Annotated in this window: 22 protein-coding genes, 3 tRNA genes and 2 rRNA genes (1 of these 27 cut by a window edge); 8 read left to right on the top strand and 19 right to left on the bottom strand. The window is 51.0% G+C overall.

Features of this window, described 5'->3' with window-relative positions; all coding sequences use genetic code 11:
- Window positions 1–91: 91 nt before the first annotated feature.
- The 4 genes from C12CBH8_RS03275 (at window position 92) to C12CBH8_RS03260 (ending at window position 4808) form a co-directional block, all read left to right on the top strand.
- Complete coding sequence (locus tag C12CBH8_RS03275; protein WP_215533531.1) at window positions 92–1168, top strand: branched-chain amino acid aminotransferase; 1077 nt, start codon at window positions 92–94, stop codon at window positions 1166–1168.
- Window positions 1169–1205: 37 nt separating this feature from the next.
- Window positions 1206–2162 (top strand): RluA family pseudouridine synthase, encoded by a 957-nt coding sequence (locus C12CBH8_RS03270; protein WP_215533530.1) that lies wholly within the window; start codon window positions 1206–1208, stop codon window positions 2160–2162.
- 4 nt (window positions 2163–2166) lie between these two features.
- Window positions 2167–3123 carry a zinc dependent phospholipase C family protein gene (locus tag C12CBH8_RS03265; RefSeq protein ID WP_215533529.1) on the top strand — a complete coding sequence of 319 codons (957 nt, stop codon included), beginning with the start codon at window positions 2167–2169 and terminating at the stop codon, window positions 3121–3123.
- 107 nt (window positions 3124–3230) lie between these two features.
- On the top strand, window positions 3231–4808 hold the full coding sequence (locus tag C12CBH8_RS03260) for a glycosyltransferase family 39 protein (RefSeq protein WP_215533528.1): 1578 nt from the start codon (window positions 3231–3233) through the stop codon (window positions 4806–4808).
- 96 nt (window positions 4809–4904) lie between these two features.
- Here C12CBH8_RS03260 and C12CBH8_RS03255 read toward each other — a convergent pair whose 3' ends face one another.
- From C12CBH8_RS03255 to C12CBH8_RS03205, 11 genes are all read right to left on the bottom strand, one after another.
- Entirely contained in the window at window positions 4905–5687 is a 783-nt protein-coding gene (locus C12CBH8_RS03255) for an amino acid ABC transporter ATP-binding protein (RefSeq protein WP_215533527.1), read from the bottom strand.
- Window positions 5688–5700: 13 nt separating this feature from the next.
- Window positions 5701–6351 (bottom strand): amino acid ABC transporter permease, encoded by a 651-nt coding sequence (locus C12CBH8_RS03250; protein WP_090266472.1) that lies wholly within the window; start codon window positions 6349–6351, stop codon window positions 5701–5703.
- A gap of 114 nt (window positions 6352–6465) precedes the next feature.
- Window positions 6466–7281 carry an amino acid ABC transporter substrate-binding protein gene (locus C12CBH8_RS03245; RefSeq protein WP_099323471.1) on the bottom strand — a complete coding sequence of 272 codons (816 nt, stop codon included), beginning with the start codon at window positions 7279–7281 and terminating at the stop codon, window positions 6466–6468.
- Window positions 7282–7433: 152 nt separating this feature from the next.
- On the bottom strand, window positions 7434–9134 hold the full coding sequence (locus tag C12CBH8_RS03240) for a B12-binding domain-containing radical SAM protein (RefSeq protein WP_215533526.1): 1701 nt from the start codon (window positions 9132–9134) through the stop codon (window positions 7434–7436).
- 138 nt (window positions 9135–9272) lie between these two features.
- Entirely contained in the window at window positions 9273–10100 is an 828-nt protein-coding gene (locus C12CBH8_RS03235) for a hypothetical protein (RefSeq protein WP_171846407.1), read from the bottom strand.
- Between the two features lie 167 nt (window positions 10101–10267).
- Complete coding sequence (locus tag C12CBH8_RS03230) at window positions 10268–12643, bottom strand: ATP-dependent helicase (protein ID WP_215533525.1); 2376 nt, start codon at window positions 12641–12643, stop codon at window positions 10268–10270.
- A 127-nt stretch (window positions 12644–12770) separates the two neighbouring features.
- Window positions 12771–13148 (bottom strand): hypothetical protein, encoded by a 378-nt coding sequence (locus tag C12CBH8_RS03225; protein ID WP_090266463.1) that lies wholly within the window; start codon window positions 13146–13148, stop codon window positions 12771–12773.
- A 12-nt stretch (window positions 13149–13160) separates the two neighbouring features.
- Complete coding sequence (locus C12CBH8_RS03220; RefSeq protein WP_281389207.1) at window positions 13161–13520, bottom strand: helix-turn-helix transcriptional regulator; 360 nt, start codon at window positions 13518–13520, stop codon at window positions 13161–13163.
- Between the two features lie 50 nt (window positions 13521–13570).
- Window positions 13571–13765 (bottom strand): helix-turn-helix domain-containing protein, encoded by a 195-nt coding sequence (locus C12CBH8_RS03215; RefSeq protein ID WP_090266460.1) that lies wholly within the window; start codon window positions 13763–13765, stop codon window positions 13571–13573.
- Between the two features lie 158 nt (window positions 13766–13923).
- Window positions 13924–14229: a helix-turn-helix domain-containing protein gene (locus tag C12CBH8_RS03210; RefSeq protein WP_159461291.1), complete on the bottom strand. Its 306-nt coding sequence runs from the start codon at window positions 14227–14229 to the stop codon at window positions 13924–13926.
- 160 nt (window positions 14230–14389) lie between these two features.
- Window positions 14390–14764, bottom strand: coding sequence for a helix-turn-helix domain-containing protein (locus C12CBH8_RS03205; RefSeq protein ID WP_090266455.1), 375 nt, complete (start codon window positions 14762–14764; stop codon window positions 14390–14392).
- A gap of 148 nt (window positions 14765–14912) precedes the next feature.
- On the opposite strand from C12CBH8_RS03205, the gene C12CBH8_RS03200 reads away from it, so the two are divergent.
- The gene (locus tag C12CBH8_RS03200) at window positions 14913–15365 is read left to right on the top strand and encodes an LOG family protein (protein WP_215533524.1); all 453 of its coding nucleotides are present in this window, start codon (window positions 14913–14915) and stop codon (window positions 15363–15365) included.
- A gap of 77 nt (window positions 15366–15442) precedes the next feature.
- Entirely contained in the window at window positions 15443–16354 is a 912-nt protein-coding gene (locus C12CBH8_RS03195) for a patatin-like phospholipase family protein (RefSeq protein ID WP_171846406.1), read from the top strand.
- A gap of 170 nt (window positions 16355–16524) precedes the next feature.
- Here the strand turns inward: C12CBH8_RS03195 and C12CBH8_RS03190 are convergent, their stop codons facing one another.
- From C12CBH8_RS03190 to C12CBH8_RS03180, 3 genes are read right to left on the bottom strand one after another with little or no spacing between them, the layout of a single operon-like run.
- Window positions 16525–17691 carry a Ger(x)C family spore germination protein gene (locus C12CBH8_RS03190; RefSeq protein ID WP_215533523.1) on the bottom strand — a complete coding sequence of 389 codons (1167 nt, stop codon included), beginning with the start codon at window positions 17689–17691 and terminating at the stop codon, window positions 16525–16527.
- Entirely contained in the window at window positions 17676–18770 is a 1095-nt protein-coding gene (locus C12CBH8_RS03185; RefSeq protein ID WP_215533522.1) for a GerAB/ArcD/ProY family transporter, read from the bottom strand. The genes C12CBH8_RS03190 and C12CBH8_RS03185 overlap by 16 nt, the downstream gene beginning before the upstream one ends.
- 22 nt (window positions 18771–18792) lie before the next feature.
- Window positions 18793–20334: a spore germination protein gene (locus C12CBH8_RS03180; RefSeq protein ID WP_215533521.1), complete on the bottom strand. Its 1542-nt coding sequence runs from the start codon at window positions 20332–20334 to the stop codon at window positions 18793–18795.
- A gap of 145 nt (window positions 20335–20479) precedes the next feature.
- Here C12CBH8_RS03180 and C12CBH8_RS03175 point away from each other — a divergent pair, with 145 nt between their 5' ends.
- Both C12CBH8_RS03175 and C12CBH8_RS03170 read left to right on the top strand, forming a co-directional pair.
- A complete protein-coding gene (locus C12CBH8_RS03175; RefSeq protein WP_090266443.1) occupies window positions 20480–21157 on the top strand; it encodes a DUF421 domain-containing protein in 678 nt (225 codons plus the stop codon).
- On the top strand, window positions 21154–21534 hold the full coding sequence (locus C12CBH8_RS03170; protein WP_090266441.1) for a DUF4363 family protein: 381 nt from the start codon (window positions 21154–21156) through the stop codon (window positions 21532–21534). Before C12CBH8_RS03175 ends, C12CBH8_RS03170 begins: the two co-directional genes overlap by 4 nt.
- A gap of 102 nt (window positions 21535–21636) precedes the next feature.
- On the opposite strand, the gene C12CBH8_RS03165 is transcribed toward C12CBH8_RS03170, so the two are convergent.
- The 5 genes from C12CBH8_RS03165 to C12CBH8_RS03145 all read right to left on the bottom strand — a co-directional run.
- Window positions 21637–21712: transfer RNA gene (locus tag C12CBH8_RS03165), tRNA-Asn, on the bottom strand.
- Window positions 21713–21720: 8 nt separating this feature from the next.
- Window positions 21721–21837: ribosomal RNA gene (gene rrf, locus C12CBH8_RS03160) — 5S ribosomal RNA — on the bottom strand.
- A gap of 24 nt (window positions 21838–21861) precedes the next feature.
- Window positions 21862–21937 (bottom strand) — tRNA-Glu (locus C12CBH8_RS03155).
- Between the two features lie 54 nt (window positions 21938–21991).
- A tRNA-Lys gene (locus C12CBH8_RS03150) sits at window positions 21992–22067 on the bottom strand.
- 63 nt (window positions 22068–22130) lie between these two features.
- Window positions 22131–24858, bottom strand: a 23S ribosomal RNA gene (locus C12CBH8_RS03145) (it continues 111 nt past the right edge of the window).

Below are 24858 nucleotides of genomic sequence, written 5' to 3'. Positions count from 1 at the left end.
CACTTACAGCATCGTCTTGAATTTCTGTAGGAGGACTGGTATAATTTTAACGTTAGTTTCTTGTATCTATTTGGTGAAAGAAGGAGTTTGTATGTCCGATTTAACCATTCAATTGACCGATCATCCCAAGGCCAAGCCGGCCGATGAATCCAAACTGAAGTTCGGCGATCTCTTTACCGACCATATGCTGATGATGGACTACGACGAAGGCCAAGGCTGGCATGATGCCCGTATCGTCCCTTACGGCCCTCTCGCATTGGATCCTGCCGCTATGTGCCTGCATTACGGCCAGGAGGTCTTTGAGGGCATGAAGGCCTATCGCGCTGAGGATGGCCGTATCCTCCTGTTCCGCCCGGAGCAGAACTTCGCCCGCCTCAATCTGTCCAACGACCGCCTGTGCATCCCGCCGGTGGACGAGGATAAAATGGTGGAATACCTGAAGGAATTCCTCCGCGTGGAGAAGGATTGGGTTCCTCATTCCAAGGATACCTCCCTCTATCTGCGTCCCTTTATCATTGCCATCGATCCCCATCTGGGCGTGCATTCCGGCAAGCATTATTACTTTATCGTCATCGCTTCCCCGGTGGGCGCCTATTATCCCGAGGGCCTCAACCCGGTGAGCATTTATGTGGAAACCAAGTATGTCCGTTCTGTCCGCGGCGGCACCGGCTTCACCAAAACCGCCGGCAACTATTCCGCTTCCCTGAAAGCCCAGTCCGAAGCTGAGGAAAAACACTATACTCAGGTGCTGTGGCTGGACGGTGTGGAGCGCCGTTACATTGAAGAAGTCGGTACTATGAACGTCTTTTTCAAAATCGACGGCGAGATCATCACCCCCTCTTTGGATGGTTCTATCCTGGGCGGCATCACCCGGAAATCGGCCATCGAACTGATGCACAGCTGGGGCCTTAAGGTCACCGAACGCCGCATCTCCATCGACGAGCTGGCTGAAGCCTACGACGCCGGCAAACTGGAAGAAGCCTTCGGCACCGGTACGGCTGCCGTCATCTCCCCCATCGGCTTCCTGGACTGGGGCGATACCAAAAAGATGGAAATCGGCGGCGGCAAGATTGGTCCGGTCTCCCAGCGCCTGTACGATGAATTGACTGCTATCCAGTGGGGCCGCACCAAGGATCCCTTTGGCTGGTCGGTCGAAGTGTGCAAATAAAGAACATTCAAAATAGAACGGAAAAAGGAGAACTTTCATGCCGGATTGTACCAAGGAATGCTCTGGGACAGTGCTTCGTTTCCCTGTCCCAGCAGAATGCGACGGCATGCGTCTCAAGACTTTTTTACGGGGCCGGTGCGGGGTATCTTATCGTTTGGTGGTGCGGCTCAAGCACGTGCCTATGGGTATGACCATGGGCGGTCGGTTGATCCGTACCATTGATCCTGTCCACGTTGGGCAGGTGGTGGAACTCCGCCTTCCCCCCGATACAAAAACAGCCCAGCCCATGGGCAGTGGAGATTTGCGCGTCCTTTTTGAGGACGCGCATCTTCTTATTGTGGACAAACCTGCCGGTATGGCAGTGCATCCCTCGGCCGGTAGGGAAGACAATACTCTGTTGGGTGCGGCGGCAGCCTATCGGAAAGAGCACGGTGAGGAGGGTGCCTTCCGTCCTGTCGGCCGTCTGGACCGGGATACCTCCGGCATCATGGTGCTGGCCAAGCATACCCATGCCGCTCATCTTTTAAATGGACAGATCAAAAAATGGTATTTGGCTATCTGTCTCGGTGAATTGCAAGGGGACGGCACCATCGACCTTCCCCTTCGCATCAAAGAGGGACACTCCATCCAGCGGGAAGTGGGGGAAGGCGGACAAAATGCCGTTACCCATTGGGAAAGTCTTGCGGTAGGGCGCGGCAAGACGCTTTTAGGCGTGCGCATCGAAACCGGGCGCACCCACCAGATCCGCGCCCACATGGCTCACATAGGCCATCCCTTGGCGGGAGATACTATGTATGGTCCAGGCGGGGATGGAATCGGACGTCACGCCCTCCACTGCGGGGCCGTGGGACTGATCCATCCAGTCTCGGGCCAATGGATCCATCTGACTGCGCCCCTCCCGGATGATATGCGCCGTCTTCTGGAACAGATGGGCATACATCATCCGGACGAACAGTGGCGCAATTTTATTCCAAACCTTTCTCAAAAGGAGTGAGCCTATGCCGGCTGCTATTTCCCATACCCTCATGGCTGAGACGGTACTGAAACAATGGGACGGATCGTCTGTTGTAAAAGACGCTTTTCTCCTGGGATCTCAAGGACCCGATTTCTTGTTTTTCCATCGCCTTCCCATGCGAAAAGGCACCCCGCTCTTTCGCTACGGCTCGGCATTGCACCGCACCCATGCATGCCTCATCCTCCAGAAGATGCGTCAATATCTAGAGGACCATCCGGAAAATCATGACGTCATCCTTTCCTACTGTTTGGGTTTTCTATGCCATTACTCCCTGGACCGGACAGCTCATCCCTTTATTTTGTCGGGCGTGGAATGGTGGTCAAGTCAGCCCAAAGCTATGTCAAAACCTCTGATCCACTCTTACTTAGAGACGCTTTTGGATGTCATTCTGCTCCGCCGGGAAAAGGGCATCGCTCCTGTGGATTTCCCCCTCAAACAGGTCATCCCCAAATCCCCTGCGCTGTGGAATCAGGTGGGAGAACTGTACGCCTACTTGCTGCGTGAACTCTATCAGGTGGATGAATCCCCTGCCTGTTTGACACAGGCCGTCCACGATGCACGCACCTGCATGGGGATCCTTCACGATAGTACCAGTTTTAAGCGTCCTGCATTCCAGATGCTGGAACGGATTTTATGCAAAGGCCCTCTGATCTCTTCCCACATCCGTCCACTCATGGAGCCGGATGATTACGACTATGCCAATTTAGAGCATGCTATTTGGCGTGCTCCCGGCCAAGAAACAGATCGGGAGGAAAGTTTCTTTGATCTTTTTGACCGGTCGGTAAAAGAAGCCCTGGGCCTGATGGATGCTTTTGACAGCCGTCCTGCGGGAAGTTCCTACTGCGATCTCACCCATTGCCTTTCCTTCTCAGACGGGCTCCCCAATCAAAGTATCGTTTCTCCAAAGGATTTGACGCAAAAGGATGAAAACGCACAGTAAAATATTCCCACTTAAAATGCCGGCGTTAAAACGGCATTCCCTTTTTATGCAGAAAAATACGACGATCCCCCCTACGCATAACGGGATCCCTTTGAATGGAGTGAGGCATGAAGATAAACAAATACATCAATGGGAAAGGGATCATTGTCCTTCTTATTTTGGTAATTTGCAGCGTTATTTTTTATTATCAGACGCAAAAAATCGGCTTCCATGAGGATGAAGTATACAGCATCTTGTTGGCTGTCAATCCCGACAACGGCCTGATGATGCCCTACGACAGCGATATCTTAACCGAACACAATAATCCTGTTTGGAAAACAAGGGAATACGTCACGGACTTTATGACCTTGGCCAAAGACAATTATTTTAATCTGGGAGCCATCTATCACAATCAGAGTCTGGACAATCATCCGCCGTTTTTCTATCTGCTAGTGCATGGTTCTGCCATGTTATTGGGCGGGGGATTCACAAAATATTGTGTCTTTCTCGTCAATCTCCTTGCATTCCTGGGAAGCTGCTTTGTCATAACAAGGATCCTAAAACTGCTTGGTAAGTCGAACCTAACGGCTGCGGTTCTCATCCTCTACGGGCTTTCGATGGGTACGATTTCCATGGTACTGTACCAGCGAATGTACATGACCCTAACCCTTTTTATTCTGCTGTATTTTTATCATAGCATAGGCCTTTATCAAAGCGGCTTTGTATTAAATAAAAAACGGACCGTTTGTCTGGGGATTGTGACTGTGCTCAGCTTTTTAACCCAGTACTTCTTTGCGATTTTTGCGGCGGTCCTATTTCTCATCCTGCTCGTGAAGATGATCCAGGAGAAAAAGTGGATTAGCGTCAGGAAGTATATCATCTCCCATGTCCTATACGGCGCGGCGGGAATCTTATTGTTCCCTCCTTGTATCGATCATCTACTAAATAGCGACCGGGGGCTTTCCAATCTGGCAAACAGCAATTATTGGAGCAATTTCCTGGCGTATTTGAAACATCTGGCGTATTCTTTTACAGTATCGGAATCCTTGTTCTACTTGGCCGCAATTCTCTTCCTTGCCCTTATCGTAACGGCGTTGTGGCGCACAAGTTCAGAAAAACGTTTTGTCCTTTTGCTCATGATGCTGCCCGGCATCGTCTTTTTCCTGGTCACTGTAAAATTGACCTCGTTTCAAGAACTTCGCTATATTATGCCGGTTCTTCCCTTTATCGTCATGACGCTTTTCTATGGGGCGGACGAGTTGTTGCATCTGAAATACCAAAGCGTTATTATGACGGCTGTATCCATCCTGTTGGTCATCAACGGAATGGTATGGTCAAAGCCAAAATTCTTATATGAGGACTATCGCGCTTGTCTGGAAATCGCCCAGCAAAACAAAGAAAAGTCCTTTGTTTTTATCAACGACAACTATTTTACCCATATGAGAAGTATCCCAGAAATGATGATCTATCAGAAAACGCTCATCCTAAACGCCGCTTGGAATGAGCTGGATCATCTCATCTATAACCAGGAACTCAACCAGGAGGATTCCTATATTCTGTGCATCAAAGCATATATGGACAACGACAAGATTTTGCAGGAGATTAAACACAGAACATCTTTCCATACCATTAAGACACTGTTTACAAGTAATTCTGGCGCTTCTGACGAATTGGTGGAAAACAATTTATACCTGGTCTCAAAATAGGAATCCCTCGTGAGAAATACAGCCTATCGATAACAAAAAAGCCTGTGGCCATAGTTTAAGGCCACAGGCTTTTTGTATCCTATCGTTAAATGTATCTTATGCAGGTTCTCCTTCTTTTGAGGAAGAGACCCCGTCTTGAGCAAAACGCTGTAAAAACAGACGGGTTCTTTCGTTCTCCGGATGATCGATCACCACTTTGGGATCTCCCTGCTCTACGATATATCCTTTGTCCATGAAGATCACCCGGTCGGCTACATCTCTTGCAAAGCCCATCTCATGGGTGACCACCACCATGGTCATATGTTCCTCCGCCAGTTCCCGCATGACCTTGAGGATCTCCCCTGTCAATTCCGGATCCAATGCCGAGGTTGGTTCGTCAAAAAACAGAATGTCCGGATCCAGCGCCATGGCTCTGGCAATGGCCACACGCTGCTGCTGTCCTCCCGACAATTCGCATGGATAGGCATTCTCTTTTTCCGAAAGCCCCATTTTGTGAAGCAATTCCCTTCCATGGGCTTCGGCCTTCTGCCGATCCATGCCGGCTACGCGGATAGGGGCTTCTGTCACGTTGCGCAGTACGGAAAAGTGAGGGAACAAATTGAAGTTCTGGAACACAAGTCCAAATTTCTTCCGGATGTTTTGCATTTGTTCTTTGTCACCGTACTTCCCGTCTTTGCACAGCACATCCCCGGAATATTGAATGAGGCCGCCGTCCAGATGCTCCAAAATGGTACAGCACCGCAGCAAGGTGGATTTGCCCGATCCGGAAGGTCCGATGATGGCGATGACTTCTCCTTTTCCCACTTCAAAGGAGATGTCGTTTAAGACGTGGTTCTCCCCAAAGGATTTTTTTGCGTTTTTTACCGTTAAAACAGCCATTTGTCCGCCCTCCTTAATGGTAATAGGACATCTTGCGTTCCGCCCAATTAAATGCCCTCGTGATCAGGAAGCTGGCCACCAGATAAAAGACGCCTGCCATGACCAGCGGGACTAAGGACGTACGGCTGGCAGCGGCAGCCTGAGCCACTCGGAACAGTTCCATAATGGCGATGGTCTGGGCCAACGCCGTATCCTTGACCAAAGTGATGACCTCATTGCCCATAGGGGGTACAATGCGTTTAAGCACTTGGGGCAGTACGATGCGGAAAAATGTCTGACGCTTGGAGAATCCCAGCACTTCGGCCGCCTCATGCTGCCCCACCGGGATGGACTCCAATCCGCCGCGGTAAATCTCGGCAAAGTAGCAGGAATAGTTGATGGAGAAGGCAATGATGGTGGCTGGAAATCGGTAATTCCCCAGCGGCATGCCAAACAGGTAAAAAGGTGCAAAATACACAAAGATCAATTGCAGCATCAGCGGCGTACCGCGCACCACCAGCAAAATAAATTCTACCGGTTTGCTGATCCACTTATGCTTGGACATACGGCCCATGGCAAGCGGCATACCCAACGGCAGCGCAAACAGCAGCGTCAGGAAAAAGATGGCTAACGTCCATCCAAAGCCCTCCAGCAGCTGGAGACTTAAACTCAGCAGGTCATTCATAGGTTCCCTCACCTTTTAAACAATTTCATCTCAGACAATGGAGATTGGAGACACATGAAACCATGTCCCCAATCTCCAAGCTCAGTTCTTTTCACAACGATGCTGACCCGATCCTTACTGGATGGTGGTGATATCCTCGCCAAACCATTTTTCAGAAATTTCAGCTAAAGTACCGTCCTCTTTCATCTCTTTAAAGGTCTCGTTAACCTTGTCCCGCAGCTCCTCATCGGATTTGCGGAAGCCTACGCCGTATTCTTCATCGGCCAGGGAATCGTCTAAAATGCGGTATTTGGAAGCATCTTTCTTCGTATAGTAGCGGGCCACCACTTCGTCGATCAGGACGCCGTCGGCTCCGCCCGATTCCAGATCCATCAAAGCCTTGTTGTTGTCGTCAAACAGGAGCACTTCTTCCAGGCTGTTTTTGAAATCCGGAACGCTGTCCAAAGCGTCGGACGCGCTGGATTCCGACTGCAGCGCCAGCTTTTTGCCGCTCAGATCATCCATGGAGTTGACCTCCGAATCGGCCATTACCACGATAATCTGACGGTTCTTCATGTATGCATCCGAGAACAGAACCTCTTCTTTGCGGCTGTCGGTAATGGTATAGCCGTTCCACAGACAGTCCACCGTCTCAGCGTTCAATTCCTGCTCTTTGACCTTCCAGTCGATGGGCTGGAGCTTGACTTCCATCCCCATTCTTTCAAAGGTCTCAGTGGCAATATCGATGTCAAAACCCACTAAGTTGCCGTCGTCATCCCGGTAACCCATGGGCGGGAACTGATCGTCCAAGCCTACGACGATAGTATCTTTTTTCTCTCCGCCGGCCGCTGTCTGGGAAGACTGGCTGTCGCCGCCGCAGCTGGACAGTGCCACAGCCGAAGCCACTACCGCCAAAGCCAACAGAGCTGAAATCAACTTTTTCGCTTTCATGTTTTACTCCTCCATCCGGCTTTCCCCCACGGAAAAAGCCTTTTTCTTCTAGAATCCGCCGCATAAAAACAGCGTCACTCATTTTAGTACCATTGTAATATATCATCGCACAAAAGTAAAGGAGTTTCCCTCTTTTTCCAAGAGATTCTTCTCTATCCCTCTTCTTTCGACGGTAAAATAGTCACCTTGCGGCGTCCGCTGAGAATCTCTTTCTCACCGTCCCATGCCATCGCCAGAACCAGACCGCCCTTCTCTTTTTCCGGATCGGCCGGCAGCCATGCAAATTGTCCAAGACGATGCTGTTCCTTTGTGATGATCCCAGCTTCCACCAGTTGCCGAAGCCTCGGTCCCAATGGGCCGGGCATCTCGTCGGCCTCACACGCTCCCGGCACCTTTCCCTTTCCTCCGTTTGCCATACAGTCGGCGGCCACCTTCGCCCGCAGGATACGGTAGCAGTCCCCCTCCAGATGTTCCCTGCCAAAACAGAGCAGTTCCTCCATCTGATTTGTAAGGGACAAAGGCCGCGTCAACGTCCCCCGGCTGGAACAGAATGCCTCTAACTTCTCAAACAGGCCAAAGGCGCTTTTGTCCACCGTTTTGAGCAAGTATTCCAGGGATCTAAGGGCGTGACCGGAATTATAATACCGTTCGCACATCTCCTCAATCCCCTTGAGATGAAGCAAATCCCAACCGCTTAGTTCCCGAGTGTGCAGAATCTCCCATGGAGCGTAGTCCCGCCCTACCAGCCCCAGTTCCTGCGCGTCACGGCGCAGCCGTGATCCCTTGAGCAACTTTAAAAATCCCAACTGAAGGGCGTGGGGTCGCAATGAATATACCTGGTCAAAGGATTGTCCGAAGGTGGTATAATCCTCCAGCGGAAGTCCTGCGATCAAATCCAGATGGACGTGTATCCGTCCACCCTGGATCAGGGTCTTGACACGTCTCCCCAGCTCCTCCAAATCGGTGACGCGGGAGACGGTCTGCAACGTGGGCTCGTAGCACGACTGCACGCCCGCTTCCACCTGGAGTTTTCCCGCTGGAGCGGTACACAACAAATCCATCATCTCGTCGTCCAGCAGATCGGCCGCCACCTCAAAGTGAAAATGGGTGGAGCCTGTGTTGTCCAAGATCCACCGCACCAGCTGAGAAGCCCGTCTGGGATTGGCATTAAAGGTGCGGTCTACAAATTTGACAAGGGGTACCCCTAAGGTTACCAGTTTTGTCAAATCCTCTTTGACCCGATCCATAGGCAAAAACCGCACGCCTTTGGCGCTTCCAGACAGGCAGTATCCGCAGGAAAAGGGGCATCCCCGGGAAGATTCATAGTAAGCGATGCGCCTCCTCAGCCCCGGAACGCCGCTGAAATCCACCGGCGGTATGGATGCCCAGTCCTCGACTATGGCACAAGTGTCGTCTCCTACCGCTTGTCCGTTTTCACTCCACACCGCTCCGGGAATGCCATGCAGATCCTCCCCTGCCACCATGCGTTCCAGGACCAGAGGAAGGCTGTGTTCCCCCTCCCCGCACAGGATCACATCCACAAAAGTCCACTGTTCCACCACATCCTTAGCGTCGTAGGACACCTCCGGCCCACCCAGCACAATGCGCACCCCTGGCAAAATCTCCTTTAAATCGGCCGCCACCCTGTGGACAAACTCAATGTTCCAGATATAACAGGAAAAAACCACCACGTCCGGCCGACGGGCTGCCAGCTCCCGCAGAACCCAATGGGGTTGCTGATTGATGTTAAATTCCAATGCTTCCACATCGCCGTCACAGCAGGCCTTCAATGCATACACTGCCAGATTGATATGAACATAGTGGGCCCCTATCGCCACTAGAATAGTCCTCATTTTTCAATCCTCCCTTGCGTTCCCGTCCAAAAACTATTCATTAGTATACCGGACCAAGGATAACACTGTCAAACCATGCCGTCCACAGAAAAAGGCCTCCCCCGGAGGGAAGGCCTTGAAATCCTGTCTCTAATCTGATTAGCAGCATCCGCCGCGGGGATAAGGCGGTTTATCGTCGCAGTTGAGATCTTCCGCTCTGGGCGGGAAGAACTGGTCGGTGGGGAACTGGATGCGGCGGAACAGTTCACAGGGATTGTCGCTGGAAGAAACACATTCTTTGCTGGGTACACAGAAATCGTACACCGGGATGAGCATCTGAACGTTGCGCTCCAGTTGGACGATAGTGAAGATACCCAGTGTGATGTACAAGATCTTGCCGGGAGTGCAACCGCCCAAATCGCCGCCGAAACGGCTGCAAATGTTGTTGGGGATACAGCAGCAGGGGTCGGGACGGCAATCACAGGGCTCGCACAGACGGGCCGACAGCACGATGGGATCGGCCACCTGGCATACGGCTTTGGGCAGGTTGCGGGTAGGACGGTTCTGATAATCGTTTTCGTCGTCGCAGTAGTCGGACGAGAAGATCTTAACCGAACCTTCGCTGCCGTAAAGAATGACCTTTTTGTCAAACATGGCGAGACCTGAGATGGTGCAGGGGCAGGAATTGGGGGCCGAATAGACGTCCACCGTGACCTCAAAGAAGAATGTCATATCCACCGAGTAGAAACCCCGGTTAAACGGCACCGCTTCCACATCCAAAAACACCGAGATCACTTCGGCGCTGCGGCTGCGGACGTTGATGGCCTGATCGATGACCCGCTGGTTGCACTCGGTAAAGTACACCCGAAGGTCTTCCAGACAATCTTTGTCGCCGCAGGAATCGTAAATTCGGCCTGCGTCGATGCATACGGCCTCTTTAAAGCAGCCGTTTGCAACCTCTGCCGGTTGCAGGTTATGTTCAGTCATAGAAAAAAAGCCTCCTGTAGTGATTTTTGAAGTGTCTGACGGTTGCGCCGTCCATCGGCGGCAATCTCAAACTTCACTAACATTCTATGACACTCCCCGAATTCGGCTACATTTTTATGCCGAATCGGGGGAAATCCTCTGCATCCGGACTGGCTCCCCTCGTCCCCTTACGCCTTCTTTAACCTTGCAAAGTTGGCCATCAGCTTCTTGGTTCCCACTTTGTCAAAGGCGATTTCAAGCAGGGTATCGTTTCCCATGGGCGTGACCCCTACCACCATACCGGTGCCGAAGGTCTTATGGGACACCTGATCCCCTGGCTGGAAGGATGCCGAAGGTTTACTGGCCGTACCTCCGCCGGTACCCACCTTGTGAGCCGCCGCCGTGGTGACCTGCCGGTGCAGCATTTTTTCATTGGGCTTTTTGGTCCATTCCTGCACCGGCTTGCGCGGGCGCAGTACATCTAAATATTGTTCCGGGATCTCCTCCACAAACCGGGATCCCTTGCTGCGGGTGGTGGAACCGTACAGCATCCGGCTGCGGCAACGGCTGAGGATCAGCTTCTCCCTGGCACGGGTGATGCCGACGTAACACAACCGCCGTTCCTCCTCCACCAGATCCGGGGAATAGATGGATTGGCTGCCCGGGAAGACGCCTTCTTCCATGCCGGGGATGAATACCACCGGGAATTCCAATCCCTTGGCCGAGTGGAGGGTCATGAGTACCACCGCATCGGCCGACTGGTCGTAATTGTCCACATCGGTCATCAGGGATATTTCCTCCAAAAAGCCTGCTAAGGACGCATCCTCATTTTCCTGTTCATAGCTTAAAATAGTAGACGAGAATTCATTGAGGTTCTCAATGCGGGAGATGGCCTCTTGTCCTTGGCCCTCCAGCATGCGCATGTACCCGGTCTGATCCAGTACCCGCTCGTACAGCTCATGGAGGCTCAAAGTCTCAGCCGCGGCCGATAGATCCTCCATCATGGCGGCGAAAGCCATCAAGCGGGGGGCCGAACGCATCAACGGCTCGTATTGATCGGCGGTCTTTACCACCTCATACAAGGAGAGGCCCAGCCCCTCCGCGATCTGGGAAGCCGTTCCCACGGTAGCGTCGCCGATCTGACGTTTGGGCTCGTTGATGATGCGGCGCAGGCGCAGGTCGTCATTGGGATTGTTGATGACGCTCAAATAAGCGATGACGTCCTTGATCTCCTTGTGCTCGTAAAAGCGCAGGCCCGCCAGGATCCGATAGGGCACGCCCGACTTGACCAATGCCCGTTCCAAAGCGCTGGCCTGGGCATTGAGACGGTAGAGCACAGCATGGTCGGCGTATTTGCGTCCGGCGCTGACGTCGTCAAGAATTTTGTCGGCGATGAATTTCGCCTCTTCCATCTCATTATCAGCGTCGTAGAGATCAATTTTATCCCCTTGGCCGTTGCGGGTCCAGAGTTTCTTCCCCTTGCGCTCGCTGTTGTTCTGGATCACGGCGTTGGCCGCATCCAGGATGCACTGGGTGGACCGGTAATTCTCCTCCAGGCGGATGACCTGCGCATCCGGATACTGCTTTTCAAAACTCAGGATATTCTCAATGGTAGCGCCGCGGAACTTATAAATACTTTGATCGTCGTCGCCCACCACGCAAAGGTTGCGCCTTCCCTCCGCCAACAGACGGATAAAGCGATACTGGGCCATATTGGTGTCCTGGTACTCATCCACCATAATATAATGAAAACGATTCTGATAATATTCCAGCACATCTTCGTTTTGTTCCAGCATGATGACCGTCTGCATCAGCAGATCATCAAAGTCCATGGCGTCGGCCTCTTGAAGACGTTTCTGGTAAAGAGCATAGGCTTGGGCGATCTTCTTTTTCCGGCCATCCCCCTCGGCCTGAATCAGGTACATACCGGGGCTGGCCAATTGATCCTTGGCACGGCTGATCTCCGACAAGGTACTGCGGATGGGCAAAACTTTATCGTCAATGTCAAGGGTCTTATAACATTCCTTCATGAGGCGGCGGGTATCATCGGTATCCCGGATGGTAAAATGAGAGGTATACCCCATCCGATCGGCGTTTCGACGCAGCATACGGGCACAGGTGGCGTGGAAGGTGGATGCCCACACATCCTTGCCCATATCCGATCCCAACATGGAGTCCAGACGGTCCGTGAGTTCCTTGGCCGCTTTATTGGTGAAGGTGATGGCCAGAATCTGCCAGGGCTTGGGTGGATTGACGGCCAATAGCGGTACAAGTTCCGCCATCTCCTCCGAACTCAGCTTTCCTTTGGCGGCAAGACGAAGCTGTTCCATCTGCCGTTCGGTGATGCCTGCCGGCGTCTCATCCGAGTGGTAGGCCGAACCATATTTGATCAGATTTGAGATACGGTTGACCAACACTGTCGTCTTCCCGCTGCCGGCACCAGCTAAAATAAGCAGCGGTCCTTCGGTGGAAAACACCGCTTGACGCTGCATCTTGTTCATCCTCTTGAATTCCCGTTCTAAAACGGCTTTTCTTAACTTGATCCATTCCAACATATCATCCATTATTTTATTTCTCCTAATTCCTTAATACCTTCTATTTTACCTGAAATCGGCAAAGAAAGCAAATCGATTCCGGCATAACAAACCCCCATCCCAAACGTTTTTTCTTGGGATGGGGGACGTTTTTTCCTTATTTCGCCTGTTTAAATGCTTTGATGGTTTGGCTGTGATCGGTGACAACGTCCTCAATGACTTGTACACGGGAATGGACGTCGTCCAGCTTTTCTTCCATCGGCGGCAGCTTATCCAGCTTGGTATGATTGGCCGCCTGATTCTCCAAGAGCAACTGTACGGTAGGCCCTATCTCATTTTCCAGCCGGAGATCAATCCTTGTAACGGTCTGCTCGAGGGTACTCAGGCGATTGTTCATCTGAGTGGTGTTTTCCTCCAGAGCGTCCAGTCGGCTGTTCGTCTGGGCGACGGTTTGCTCGAGGGAATCCATCCGGTTCTCCATCTTATCAAACCGGCCGATGAGCTGTGACAATAACTCTTTCAATTCAGGATCCATTGTTCTCCCCCCCTAGTCCTTATGTTTTAAAAGCAACCGGATGATCTCCTGAATCCCAAGGAGTTCCTCCCGATCCAATTCCCCCATCATGCCCGAGGTCTCTTTAATCAGCGACGGGTCGTGCAGATTCGGATTGAAAAATTCTTCCGGCGTAACATCCAGATAGGTACAAATCTGTAAGAATTGCTCCATTCCTGGCAAAGCCCTACCTGAGACAATACTATTAATATAACTCCTGCCATTGCCAAGTTCTAAGGACATACGATTTTCTGAAACATTCTTTTTCATACGCAATTCAGTGATGCGATTTCGGATAAAATCACAGAATTCCTGAACCACAATATCATTTTCTTCTATATGTCTTTCATCCAAAGTTACACCACCTTTATTCTAACATAAAAGACCGCTATCGACAACCTCTTTTAGTCGGTCAGCCCCAGCAGATAATCCACAGACACCTTATAAAATTGAGACAATGCAATCAAAACTGCACTGGGGATATCCAGGTATCCACTTTCATAACGGGAATAGGTAGACTGGCTGATGTGTAAATACTCCGCCAACTGCTCTTGACTGAGATCGTGATCTTCACGCAAATCACGAATTCTTTTGTACATTTTAATCACCGACTTAGGAGTTACTCCTGAATTCATAGCCCAAAGTCAAATATTCCTCTGTCTCCTCTCAATAAGAGGTTCTCTATGTTGAAATTTGTATCCTATGGTGCTACTATATAAATGTAAAAAAGTGTCATTGTCCAGCAACAACGACACCTTTAGCGTTTCATTTGGCTATTTAAAAAATGGAACTGGTCGATCAATTGCAAAATTACCGATGCTTGTTCATCCGTAAGTCTTGAAATATCAAATCTCTGTTGTTCATCTGTTATGCCTAGCAAATAATCTGCTGAAGTATGCAGAAGAACTGTCAATTTAATTAACGATTCGACCGAAGGGTACTGCGCACCTGTCTCGTAGGCTCCAATCGTAGCACGTGTGACACCCACATAATCTGCAACTTGCTGTTGTGTCAAGTCTCTTGCATGGCGTAGTTGTTTTAATTTGATACCAAAATATTGCATAAACTCTCTCTCCATGATGATAGTTTATGGTTTTCTTGGCAAGTTATACCCTATATTTCCAGCTTAAAATTGCATCCCCTAACATTGCTATCGACAATCTAATACAGTTTATTTCATATAAGGAGAAGTTTTTATTTTAACTGATAAGGATGAACTTAGATCACCGGCCCAGACTATTTTGTTTGGCAAATTCTTTCATTAGAAGATTTAGGATTTCTTGTTGCCGATCTGACAAACCATCCGGTCTACGGGATTGATCCTCGAATTCTATTAAAATTGAGTGGATAATCTTCTTCTGTTGATGACTCAGCCCATCAATGGAAACCATATCTTGTTTGTCGATGCCGACGAGATAATCCAGAGACACATGAAATACGATTGCCATCTGTGTTAAAACATCCAGTGGTGGAATTTTTACATTGTTTTCGTAGCTGCTGATAACGGATTTGCTTCGGTTGACCCTGCGTCCCAACTGTTCCTGCGACATATTGTGTTGCTGACGCAACTCCTGGATTCGTAACCCAAAGTCAAACATCTCTTAAACCTCCTTGCGAGAAGTTTTCTATTAGAGATAGTATATTAGACTTGAGTTTTGTATTTGGAAATTCTATAACATTATGGTTTTGTATTCAAAAACTTTTTCGTGTACTAAATTTTGAAATCGGAATACTAAGGTGATATAAATGAAAAATAAAACGGTAGTCTTTATCGGCCACAGAGCCTGTCCCGGCTTAACGGAACATCAGCTCCTTCTGGTAATTGAAAAACGAATACACGAGGGGTACACCCATTTCCTGTCCGGCGGCATGGGACAGTTCGACTGGCTCTGCGCACGGTGCGTCTCCTCCCTAAAAACCCGTTACCCCCATCTGAAAAACATCCTTATCGTCCCGTATGTACCCTTTTCCATCCAGGAGCCGTCCTATTTTGATGAGATCCTCTATCCGGTGATGCTGGGACAAGCTTCCTTTTCATCCGCCATCCCAAAGAGGAACCAGTATCTGGTGGACCACGCTTCCTTGGCCCTCTGTTACGTCGACCATCCCTGGGGCGGGGCCGCAAAAACTTACCAATACGCACGTAAAAAAGCCCTGAAACTCATCAATTTGGGCGCATTGTCCACCGATCTCCCTTAAAAGCTTTCCGCTGCGACAATTTCCTTCACCTTTTTCCTCCTTCCCTCATACGATAAACTGTGAAAAGGAGGATGACTATGAAAATTGGGATCGCCTTATCGGGCGGGGGCGTCCGCGGCGCAGCGCACATCGGCGTCCTGAAGGCTCTGGAGGAAGCCGGTTTTGAAATCGGCTGGATCTCCGGCACCAGTTCAGGCAGTTTGGTGGCTACCCTGTACGCCGCCGGGTACACCCCCGATCAGATCGGCAAGATCTTCCGGCGCTTCAGCGGGTGCGACGGACACAGCCCCCGCATCATCGACCCGGATTACTGCGGCATCGTCCGCGCCCCTGTCCGTCAGGTCTTTGGCAAGCCCTTTCGTCTTACCGGGTTCATCAAAGGGGATAAAATCACCGAAACCATCCGTTCCCTCTGCGAGGCGAAAGGGTTCTCCATCATGCGGAAATCCCGTATTCCACTGGCCATGCCGTCGGTGGACATCTACACCTCCCGCACGGTGATGTTCGTATCGGATGCCGCCCGTTTCCCTAAAAATCACGATATCCGTTACGTGGACAGCGTCAGCCCCTGGCTGGCCGCCCGGGCCAGCATCGCTTTCCCCGCCATTTTCCGCCCCGTCTGTTTCGAGAACCACATGCTGTGCGACGGCGGCATCAAGGATAACCTTCCTATGGAAGTGCTCAACGGATTGGGCGCTTCCCACAAGATCGGCGTTAATCTAGGGTACGCCGGCCAATGCCAGTGCGCCATCGACAACGCCTTTGAGATCGCTGCCCAGACCGTCAATATTATGTCCTACGAGATCACCAAGTGCAACCTGCGGGGACAAACTGCTGTTCTCATTCACCCCGGCATCGAGGACGTCTCCCTCTTGGATCTCAGCAGCATCCCTCAATGCATCCAGCGCGGCTATGAGGCGGCTGTGGAATCCCTTCCTCAGCTCAACCGTCTGCTTGGTCTTCAGAACCCCGTGGCTCGTTTGGCTTAGTTTCCCCTTTTCACCTTCCCGTCCCCCTCCGGACGGCGTGCTTTTTTAATACTCCAATGCGCATAAAAAAATAGTGCGTCATCCGTGATCCTCCGGATGACGCACCGGGCTGAGCCTGGACGTAATTTGCGTTCCAGGCTCGTCTTTTTTCTTTTCACGCTGAGATCCGGTCAATTGTACTGATCTTCTTCCTGGATGTTAGAGAGTTTCCCCATGCGTTCGATCTCGCAGCCGACGGTGATATTCACTTCGGCTTTGCTCAGTTCTTCCCGCCAATTGTCTTGGATGGTCTGCCAATAATCGGTGCCCTCGTGCATGAGCAGCCGTGCGAATTGAAAGACGTCGCACTTCTTTTCCCGAAGTACCTTATTGACAGCGAGTTCCATTTGTCCGGAGACCTTCTCAGCAAACCCGTCTTCTAATTTTTCAATCTGGTCGTCGGCCAAACGAAAGGTACTGTCCAGATTGATCTCCTGGATGTTTGCTTTGGCCGTCACGGTGATGGAAAATACCGGCCCGTCCTCTGTCCCCTCGGCTTCGACTTTAGACGATGTCTCCTCCACTGCAAGGGCCACATTCCCCAAGTCCTCCAACGAAAAGGAGACAAGTCCGTCTTTGACCTGTCCTTTGATCCACAGTACCCCCCGCGTCTCTTCCATGTCCAGATAATCCACCAGTTTATCGTCTTGGAAAAGGGCTGTGCTGTCCATCACCATGGTCTGGCTCCCTCCTTTCTCCTTGGGCTCCTCCAGACGTACCGCCGGCAGAAGAAGGTCGGTGTAGGGATCCAAAAGGGCTTTTTGGACATCCAATATCTGTGTCCTGGGCATGGCGCCGTTGGACTGTCCGCCTTCCACCAAAAGCTGCATCTTCTCCGCGGGATTGACGCTGTCTTCCATGGTATTGCTTACCGCTTCCACCGCTTGTCCGCGGGCGACAAAGATATCGATCATGGGCCGGGAATCCTTGCTTCGGCTGAAGACGTCCATCACGCTCAAGATGCCGGATTGGGACAGGTCTTCTCCCAGAATCACCACTCTGTTTTGCGCGTAAAAGGGACGCCGCCCCACCTGCCGGGTCATATTGTTGAAACTGCTGAGCACCGTCTCGCCTTCGGCTTCAATAAACGTGGTGGAGACATTGGCCCCTTCCTCCCCGCCGCCTCCCTGGCTTGGATCAAATGCCTGGACTGCCACTGTATATCCCTCATCTTTTTGGTCCACCCCCACCGCCTGTACAAACAGCGTCTTGGCGATGGGCGAACTCCCACAGGAAGTACAAAACAGCATGGTACACAGTAGTACTCCGGCTATCCACACTCTCACGAACTTTCGCATACTTTTCGTCCCCCTTTTGCCCGATGCCGTGCCACCGCCCATAAAGCAAGCGGAATGACCCCGCACAATGCCAGTACAATGCCCGATTCAATGGGATACATGCCGGCTTCCATCAAGTCCTGTAGATTCTGGCTGAACCACGGGCTGACGACCGCCACCAGAACCGCTCCTCCCCAGATGATGGTCTTGCGGTATTTGCCATGGAAAACCCGTTCCAATGACAGCGCCAGAAGTGTCAGCATCAGTGCCGCTTTGACAAAGGCCCCTCCCGCCCAGATGGCGGCGGTAAGCGCGTCGGAACGCTGGGCCATCCCCGTGGCGGTAACGGTGGCGGTGGTGTAAAACGGGAAGGTGGTGGTATAATAGGCGTTTCCCAGCACCAGCCGTCCAATGGTATCGATGGACAGGATACTCGCTACCGTAACGATATTCCATATTGCAAACCCTTTTTTGGCCTTCCCTTTGGCAAAGGGGATCAACATGAGCAAAAAGACCAGTTCCGGATTCTGGGAGATGCTTTGAAAAATGCCTTTGGCAAATTGGCTTGTCTTGGCCTCAAAAAAGGGGCGCATCGACAACGGATCGATTGCCGGCGTCACCGATACGATGACGTATATCACCGACAAAAAGATGATGACCGCCAAAATGGCCGACGTCCTGGCCAGAGCTTCCAATCCCAATGTGGCCGCATAAGCCGCTGCCACCAGGATGAGAACCGAAAACCAAAATGAGGATAAATTGGACGTCATGGTGGTGGAGGCAAAAAATCCGAAGTCCCCCACGCTTTGGATACATTCCATCAAAAAGAACAGCCCATACACCACCGCGACGACGATACCGCCTTTTCCCCATGCCGTCTGGGACGCTTCAATGACGTTCTGTCCCGGATACTGCCGCATCATCAAGAACACCGGGATGACTAAAATGAAATTGATCACGATCTGGAATAGCACGACAAATAAATAATCGCTGCCCATGACCCGTTCGTTGCTTCCCACAAGATAGGTCAAAGACAATACCAGTCGGCTGACGAACAACATAAAAAACAATTGGCTGACACTGATTTTATACCGGTTCATAAATGCCTCCTTCCTCGGGATGTCAGGGATTGTGTTTGGATGGTTCCACCTTGGCCCCCGGCATATTTTGTACCAGGGCGTTTTGTCCTCCCATGTGTTTCCATCCAATCCGGATGACGACGTCCTTCATGTCGCGCAAGCGGAAGGGGGAGATGGGTGCCGTATAGGGCACCTGGAAGGTGTTCTTGGCGCAGATATTGCACAACACCATAGCGGTCACCAGCAGTACGCCGTACAGTCCCAATGTACCGCCCACAATGACAAAAATTAACCGCAGGATGGAGATGGGTTCGTACAGGCTGGGAATGACAAAGGAGGTGATGGCCGTCAAGCTGACTACAATAACCATCGGCGCGCCGATGAGTCCGGCTGAGACAGCCGCGTCGCCGATGATGATGGCTCCCACGATGCCGATGGTTTGTCCCACCGCCTTGGGCAGACGCAGACCGGCTTCCCGGATGATTTCAAATACCATATGCACCATCAGCGCCTCCCACATCAGGGGCAGCGGTGTGGATGCCTCGGCCTTTGCCAATTCAAACAGCAGATTTGGGGGAAGAAGTTCCTGGTGAAAGCTTCCCACTGCCACATAGATGCCCGGCAGGAGAATAGCCAGGAAAAACGCCGCATACTTGAGCCATCGCATGACGGTGGTATAATACGGCCGCTGGGCATAATCGTCCATGCTCTGGAAATGTTCCACAAACAGGTACGGTATCAAGATGACAAAGGGCGTACCATCCACTAAGACACCGATACGTCCCTCCAGTATTTTCCCACAGAGGGTATCGGGACGTTCGGTGTATCCGATCTCGGAAAAAAGGGAGAGAGGTTTGTCCTCTAAAAAAGGCGTCAAATAGCCGTCGGCCAATACGGAATCCAACTTCACCTTTTGCAGTTTGCTGCGCACCTCCCGCAGAAGTTGCGGCGATACCTTATCTTCCACGTAACACATACACACTTCGGTTTGCGTATGCGTCCCCAGATTCATGACTTCAAATTTCAATGTGGGACTTTTGATCCGTCTGCGGATCATGGACACGTTGACTCGCAGTGCCTCTACAAAACTCTCTTGGGATCCCCGCAACGACATCTCGCTGCCCGGCTCTGAAATGGACCGCGTGGCAAATCCCTGAAGGCCAAACGCAGTGGCATGATCGATGCCGTCCAAAAAGAAAAGCGCGAAGCCCGACATCAACAGCTTCATAACGTCCTTCATGTTGGAAACCTGTAGTTGATCTACCGTCCCCATCATGCTCTCGGTGATAAACTGTTCCAGCTTATCGACGTCGTCAATTTCCGGCATCTCCTCGGTCAGCGGATTGACCACCGCTTGCGCTAGCACCTGTTTGTTGACCTGCCCTTCCAGCATGACAAACGCCGCTTTATGTCCGCCGATCTCCATTTCACGTACCACAAGTTCCAGCGTATTCTTGAATTGTCCCCGCAAATAAACTAGATTCTCCAAAAGAGACTGGTCAATAACCGGGGGTTCCGGCTGATCCTGGGATATCTGTCCCTGGCTGAGAAAGGCTCGGATTTTAGACCGAATCCATTGAAACATACCCTTTGCCTCCCGTTGTGTGAATTGGTATTGGTATGCTCTTTTCCCTGCTAAAATATTCCTAGCCTCCCTGTGTTTTGCCTTTTTTGAGGCCGATGGTATAAACTTTTTTCCTCTGCGTCATACTAAAAGCGGGTGATGCAGTATGTTTATTTATTTTATCCGTACCATCCTGCTCTACATATTTGTTGTGTTAGGGCTTCGATTGATGGGAAAACGGCAAATCGGAGAATTACAGCCCTCCGAACTAGTGGTTACCCTCTTGATCTCGGACATCGCAGCAGTGCCCATGCAGGAAAACGGTATCCCCCTGATCAGCGGTTTGATCCCTATTTTTACCCTGGTCGCTGTAGAACTCATTCTTTCCGCCTTGATGCTCAAAAGCGATAAGGTTCGTTCCTTGATCAGCGGCAAACCGGTCATTATCATCCGGGAGGGAAAAATCCTTCAGAGACAAATGAAACGAGTCCGTTTTACCATAGAGGACCTTATGGAGGATTTGCGACAGATGAATATTTTCCGCATTGAGGATGTGGAATACGCCATTGTGGAGACAAACGGCAAGTTGAGCATTCTCCCCAAACCCGATCAGATGCCTGCCACTGCGGGAATGCTCAAAGTTCCAGCGTCAGGCGACGGACTCCCTATGTTGATTATCAGCGACGGATTGGTACACAAATCTGCATTGGCTGTATGCGGGTTAGACGAGCGATGGTTGGATTCCGTACTGCGTAAACAAAAAATACAGCCTAGCGATGTTTTCCTCATGACCGCCGATAAATCCCGCAATCATCAAATTATCCTAAAGGAGCCAAAAGCATGAAGCGCATTTGGACTGCTGTAGCCCTCCTTCTGATTATCTCTATCCTCGGAGGAATTGGTATCGCCGTCGTCCATCGACAAACCGATACCCTCACCGATACAATTGGTCAGGCTCAGGATGCTGCTTTAAATGGAGAGATCCAAAAAGCAATTGAAATTTCTCAGGAACTCAGCCGTCAATGGAAAAAAAGCGATGTCTTACTTTCCATCATGATACGGCATGATCAGATGGATCATATTGTATTCAGTATTGAAAGTATGATTCCTCACTTACAACAGGATCAAATAGATGATTTCTTGGATGACTGTACCTCTTGTACAATTGCCTTAACAGAAATCTGGAACAGCGAAGTCCCCTCATTGGAAAATATTCTATAGCTAATCATGAAATAAAAAATCACAAAAGGCCATGTAAAGCAATTTGCTTACATGGCCTTTTGTACAAAGAAAAAGGATCCCAGAAACTTCTGAGATCCTTTTTGGCTCCTCAAGTTGGACTCGAACCAACGACCCTGCGGTTAACAGCCGCATGCTCTACCAACTGAGCTATTGAGGAATATACAATGTTGGCATAGAACTATCTTTCCAGGCCGTCACCAGCCAAGTATTGTCGTCACCGATGAGCTTAACTACCGTGTTCGGGATGGGAACGGGTGGACCCTCATCGTCATATACACCAACTAATTGCGCTGATTTAAAAAAGAATGGTGACCCGTACGAGATTCGAACTCGTGTTGCCGGCGTGAGAGGCCGGAGTCTTAGGCCACTTGACCAACGGGCCACATTTATCTGTCGGGTTAGTTAAGAGGCCAGTTCCCTGACCTCTTACCACTCTTGGTGCACCATCAGGGACTCGAACCCGGGACACCCTGATTAAGAGTCAGGTGCTCTACCAACTGAGCTAATGGTGCGTAACTATACCCTAAAAACTGAACAAAGGGGGGAAACAGAGAGGAGATCAAGGGTGCATTTGGTAGGTCAAGCCCTCGGACGATTAGTACTGCCAAGCTGAACGTGTTACCACGCTTACACATGCAGCCTATCAACCTTGTAGTCTTCAAGGGTCCTTACCAGCTTATGCTGTGGGATATCTTATCTTAGAGCCGGCTTCACGCTTAGATGCTTTCAGCGTTTATCCGATCCGAACATAGCTGCCCAGCTGTGCCACTGGCGTGACAACTGGTGCACCAGAGGTTCGTCCATCCCGGTCCTCTCGTACTAAGGACAGAGCTCTTCAAATATCCTGCGCCCACGACAGATAGGGACCGAACTGTCTCACGACGTTCTGAACCCAGCTCGCGTACCACTTTAATCGGCGAACAGCCGAACCCTTGGGACCGAATTCAGCCCCAGGATGTGATGAGCCGACATCGAGGTGCCAAACCTCCCCGTCGATGTGGACTCTTGGGGGAGATCAGCCTGTTATCCCCAGGGTAGCTTTTATCCGTTGAGCGACGGCATTTCCACTCACATACCGCCGGATCACTAACTCCAACTTTCGTTACTGCTCGGCCCGTCAGCCTCGCAGTTAGGCTCGCTTATGCGTTTACACTCAGGGGCACGGTTTCCATCCGTGCTGAGCGAACCTTTGAGCGCCTCCGTTACTCTTTTGGAGGCGACCGCCCCAGTCAAACTGCCCACCTGACAATGTCCCCCGGCCGGATTCACGGCCGCAGGTTAGAATTCCAGCACTTTAAGAGCGGTATCCCAAGGTTGGCTCCGCCAGAGCTGGCGCCCTGGTTTCCAAGCCTCCCGCCTATCCTGTACATAAAATACCGAAACCCAATATCAGGCTACAGTGAAGCTCCATGGGGTCTTCCCGTCTTGTCGCAGGTAACCGGCATCTTCACCGGTACTACAATTTCGCCGGGCAGGTTGTTGAGACAGCGCCCAGATCGTTACACCATTCGTGCGGGTCGGAACTTACCCGACAAGGAATTTCGCTACCTTAGGACCGTTATAGTTACGGCCGCCGTTTACTGGGGCTTCAATTCAGAGCTTGCACTCCTCCTCTTAACCTTCCAGCACCGGGCAGGTGTCAGCCCCTATACTTCATCTTTCGATTTGGCAGAGACCTGTGTTTTTGCTAAACAGTCGCCTGGGCCTATTCTCTGCGGCCCGCTGTTACACGGGCACCCCTTATCCCTAAGTTACGGGGTCAATTTGCCGAGTTCCTTAACAACCTTTCTCCCGTTGGCCTTAGAATCCTCTTCCTGCCTACCTGTGTCGGTTTGCGGTACGGGCGCCTAAGATATCCATATGGCTTTTCTCGCCTCCATCCATCCATGCTTCCCTACTTAATTTCGGTCCCTTACGCCCGGGGCAACCATCGCCCGGGTCATGAACTTCAAGAGTGTCCCCATATTTAAATCTTTTGGCGGCTACGGAATATCCACCGTATGTGCATCGGCTACGCCTTTCGGCCTCACCTTAGCTCCCGGCTAACCTGGAGCGGACGAACCTTCCTCCAGAAACCTTAGGCTTTCGGCCAATATGATTCTCACATATTTCTCGCTACTCATTCCGGCATTCTCTCTTGTGTAAAGTCCACCAGCGCTTCCGCTCTGACTTCACCCCTTACACAACGCTCCTCTACCACTGATACTAATGTATCAATCCCAAGCTTCGGTATTGATTTTAGCCCCGTTAAATTTTCGGCGCAGGGTCACTCGACTAGTGAGCTATTACGCACTCTTTTAATGAGTGGCTGCTTCTAAGCCAACATCCTAGTTGTCTACGCAACCCCACATCCTTTTCCACTTAAACCAATTTTGGGACCTTAGCTGTGGGTCTGGGCTCTTTCCCTTTTGACAATGAAACTTATCTCACACTGTCTGACTCCCATATATGATTATCTGGCATTCTTAGTTTGATAGGGTTCAGTAACCTCTCGGCCCCTAGCCCATTCAGTGCTTTACCTCCAGTAATCTCAATATGAGGCTAGCCCTAAAGCTATTTCGAGGAGAACCAGCTATCTCCGGGTTCGATTGGAATTTCTCCGCTACACACAATTCATCGCCGGCCTTTTCAACGGACGTGCGTTCGGGCCTCCATGGAGTTTTACCTCCACTTCACCCTGATCATGCGTAGGTCACCCGGTTTCGGGTCGAATGCAACTAACTTCATGCGCCCTATTCAGACTCGCTCTCGCTGCGGCTCCAGACCTGAAGTCCTTAACCTTGCTAGTTACACTCACTCGCCGGACCATTCTACAAAAGGTACCTGATCACCCATTGACGGGCTCTCAGTGCTTGTAAGCACAGGGTTTCAGGTTCTATTTCACTCCCCTCCCGGGGTGCTTTTCACCTTTCCTTCACAGTACTATACACTATCGGTCACCAGGTAGTATTTAGGCTTGGAGGGTGGTCCCCCCGTCTTCCCACCGGGTTTCACGTGTCCGGCGGTACTCTGGATACGGCTAGCTGATTTTGTCTTTCGTCTACGGGACTCTCACCCTCTCTGGTTGGCCTTCCCAGACCATTCCACTAGACTCCACCATACATATTGCCGTCCAAACCCCAGAAGTATTGCTACCTCTGGTTTGGCCTCTTCCGCGTTCGCTCGCCACTACTTGCGGAATCTCGGTTGATTTCTCTTCCTCGCCCTACTTAGATGTTTCAGTTCAGGCGGTTCCCTCCGTATACCTATGGATTCAGTATACGGTGACTGGGTATGAACCCAGCCGGGTTGCCCCATTCGGAT

This window comes from Solibaculum mannosilyticum (genome assembly GCF_015140235.1).
In the GTDB taxonomy this organism is placed as follows: Bacteria; Bacillota; Clostridia; order Oscillospirales; family Acutalibacteraceae; genus Solibaculum; species Solibaculum mannosilyticum.
This window is presented reverse-complemented; position numbering and strand designations above follow the sequence as displayed.

Coding starts and splice junctions, on each gene's coding strand:
- C12CBH8_RS03275 (WP_215533531.1), top strand. CDS start 92: ATGTCCGATTTAACCATTCAATTGACCGATCATCCCAAGGCCAAGCCG.
- C12CBH8_RS03270 (WP_215533530.1), top strand. CDS start 1,206: ATGCCGGATTGTACCAAGGAATGCTCTGGGACAGTGCTTCGTTTCCCT.
- C12CBH8_RS03265 (WP_215533529.1), top strand. CDS start 2,167: ATGCCGGCTGCTATTTCCCATACCCTCATGGCTGAGACGGTACTGAAA.
- C12CBH8_RS03260 (WP_215533528.1), top strand. CDS start 3,231: ATGAAGATAAACAAATACATCAATGGGAAAGGGATCATTGTCCTTCTT.
- C12CBH8_RS03255 (WP_215533527.1), bottom strand. CDS start 5,687: ATGGCTGTTTTAACGGTAAAAAACGCAAAAAAATCCTTTGGGGAGAAC.
- C12CBH8_RS03250 (WP_090266472.1), bottom strand. CDS start 6,351: ATGAATGACCTGCTGAGTTTAAGTCTCCAGCTGCTGGAGGGCTTTGGA.
- C12CBH8_RS03245 (WP_099323471.1), bottom strand. CDS start 7,281: ATGAAAGCGAAAAAGTTGATTTCAGCTCTGTTGGCTTTGGCGGTAGTG.
- C12CBH8_RS03240 (WP_215533526.1), bottom strand. CDS start 9,134: ATGAGGACTATTCTAGTGGCGATAGGGGCCCACTATGTTCATATCAAT.
- C12CBH8_RS03235 (WP_171846407.1), bottom strand. CDS start 10,100: ATGACTGAACATAACCTGCAACCGGCAGAGGTTGCAAACGGCTGCTTT.
- C12CBH8_RS03230 (WP_215533525.1), bottom strand. CDS start 12,643: ATGGATGATATGTTGGAATGGATCAAGTTAAGAAAAGCCGTTTTAGAA.
- C12CBH8_RS03225 (WP_090266463.1), bottom strand. CDS start 13,148: ATGGATCCTGAATTGAAAGAGTTATTGTCACAGCTCATCGGCCGGTTT.
- C12CBH8_RS03215 (WP_090266460.1), bottom strand. CDS start 13,765: ATGTACAAAAGAATTCGTGATTTGCGTGAAGATCACGATCTCAGTCAA.
- C12CBH8_RS03210 (WP_159461291.1), bottom strand. CDS start 14,229: ATGCAATATTTTGGTATCAAATTAAAACAACTACGCCATGCAAGAGAC.
- C12CBH8_RS03205 (WP_090266455.1), bottom strand. CDS start 14,764: ATGTTTGACTTTGGGTTACGAATCCAGGAGTTGCGTCAGCAACACAAT.
- C12CBH8_RS03200 (WP_215533524.1), top strand. CDS start 14,913: ATGAAAAATAAAACGGTAGTCTTTATCGGCCACAGAGCCTGTCCCGGC.
- C12CBH8_RS03195 (WP_171846406.1), top strand. CDS start 15,443: ATGAAAATTGGGATCGCCTTATCGGGCGGGGGCGTCCGCGGCGCAGCG.
- C12CBH8_RS03190 (WP_215533523.1), bottom strand. CDS start 17,691: ATGCGAAAGTTCGTGAGAGTGTGGATAGCCGGAGTACTACTGTGTACC.
- C12CBH8_RS03185 (WP_215533522.1), bottom strand. CDS start 18,770: ATGAACCGGTATAAAATCAGTGTCAGCCAATTGTTTTTTATGTTGTTC.
- C12CBH8_RS03180 (WP_215533521.1), bottom strand. CDS start 20,334: ATGTTTCAATGGATTCGGTCTAAAATCCGAGCCTTTCTCAGCCAGGGA.
- C12CBH8_RS03175 (WP_090266443.1), top strand. CDS start 20,480: ATGTTTATTTATTTTATCCGTACCATCCTGCTCTACATATTTGTTGTG.
- C12CBH8_RS03170 (WP_090266441.1), top strand. CDS start 21,154: ATGAAGCGCATTTGGACTGCTGTAGCCCTCCTTCTGATTATCTCTATC.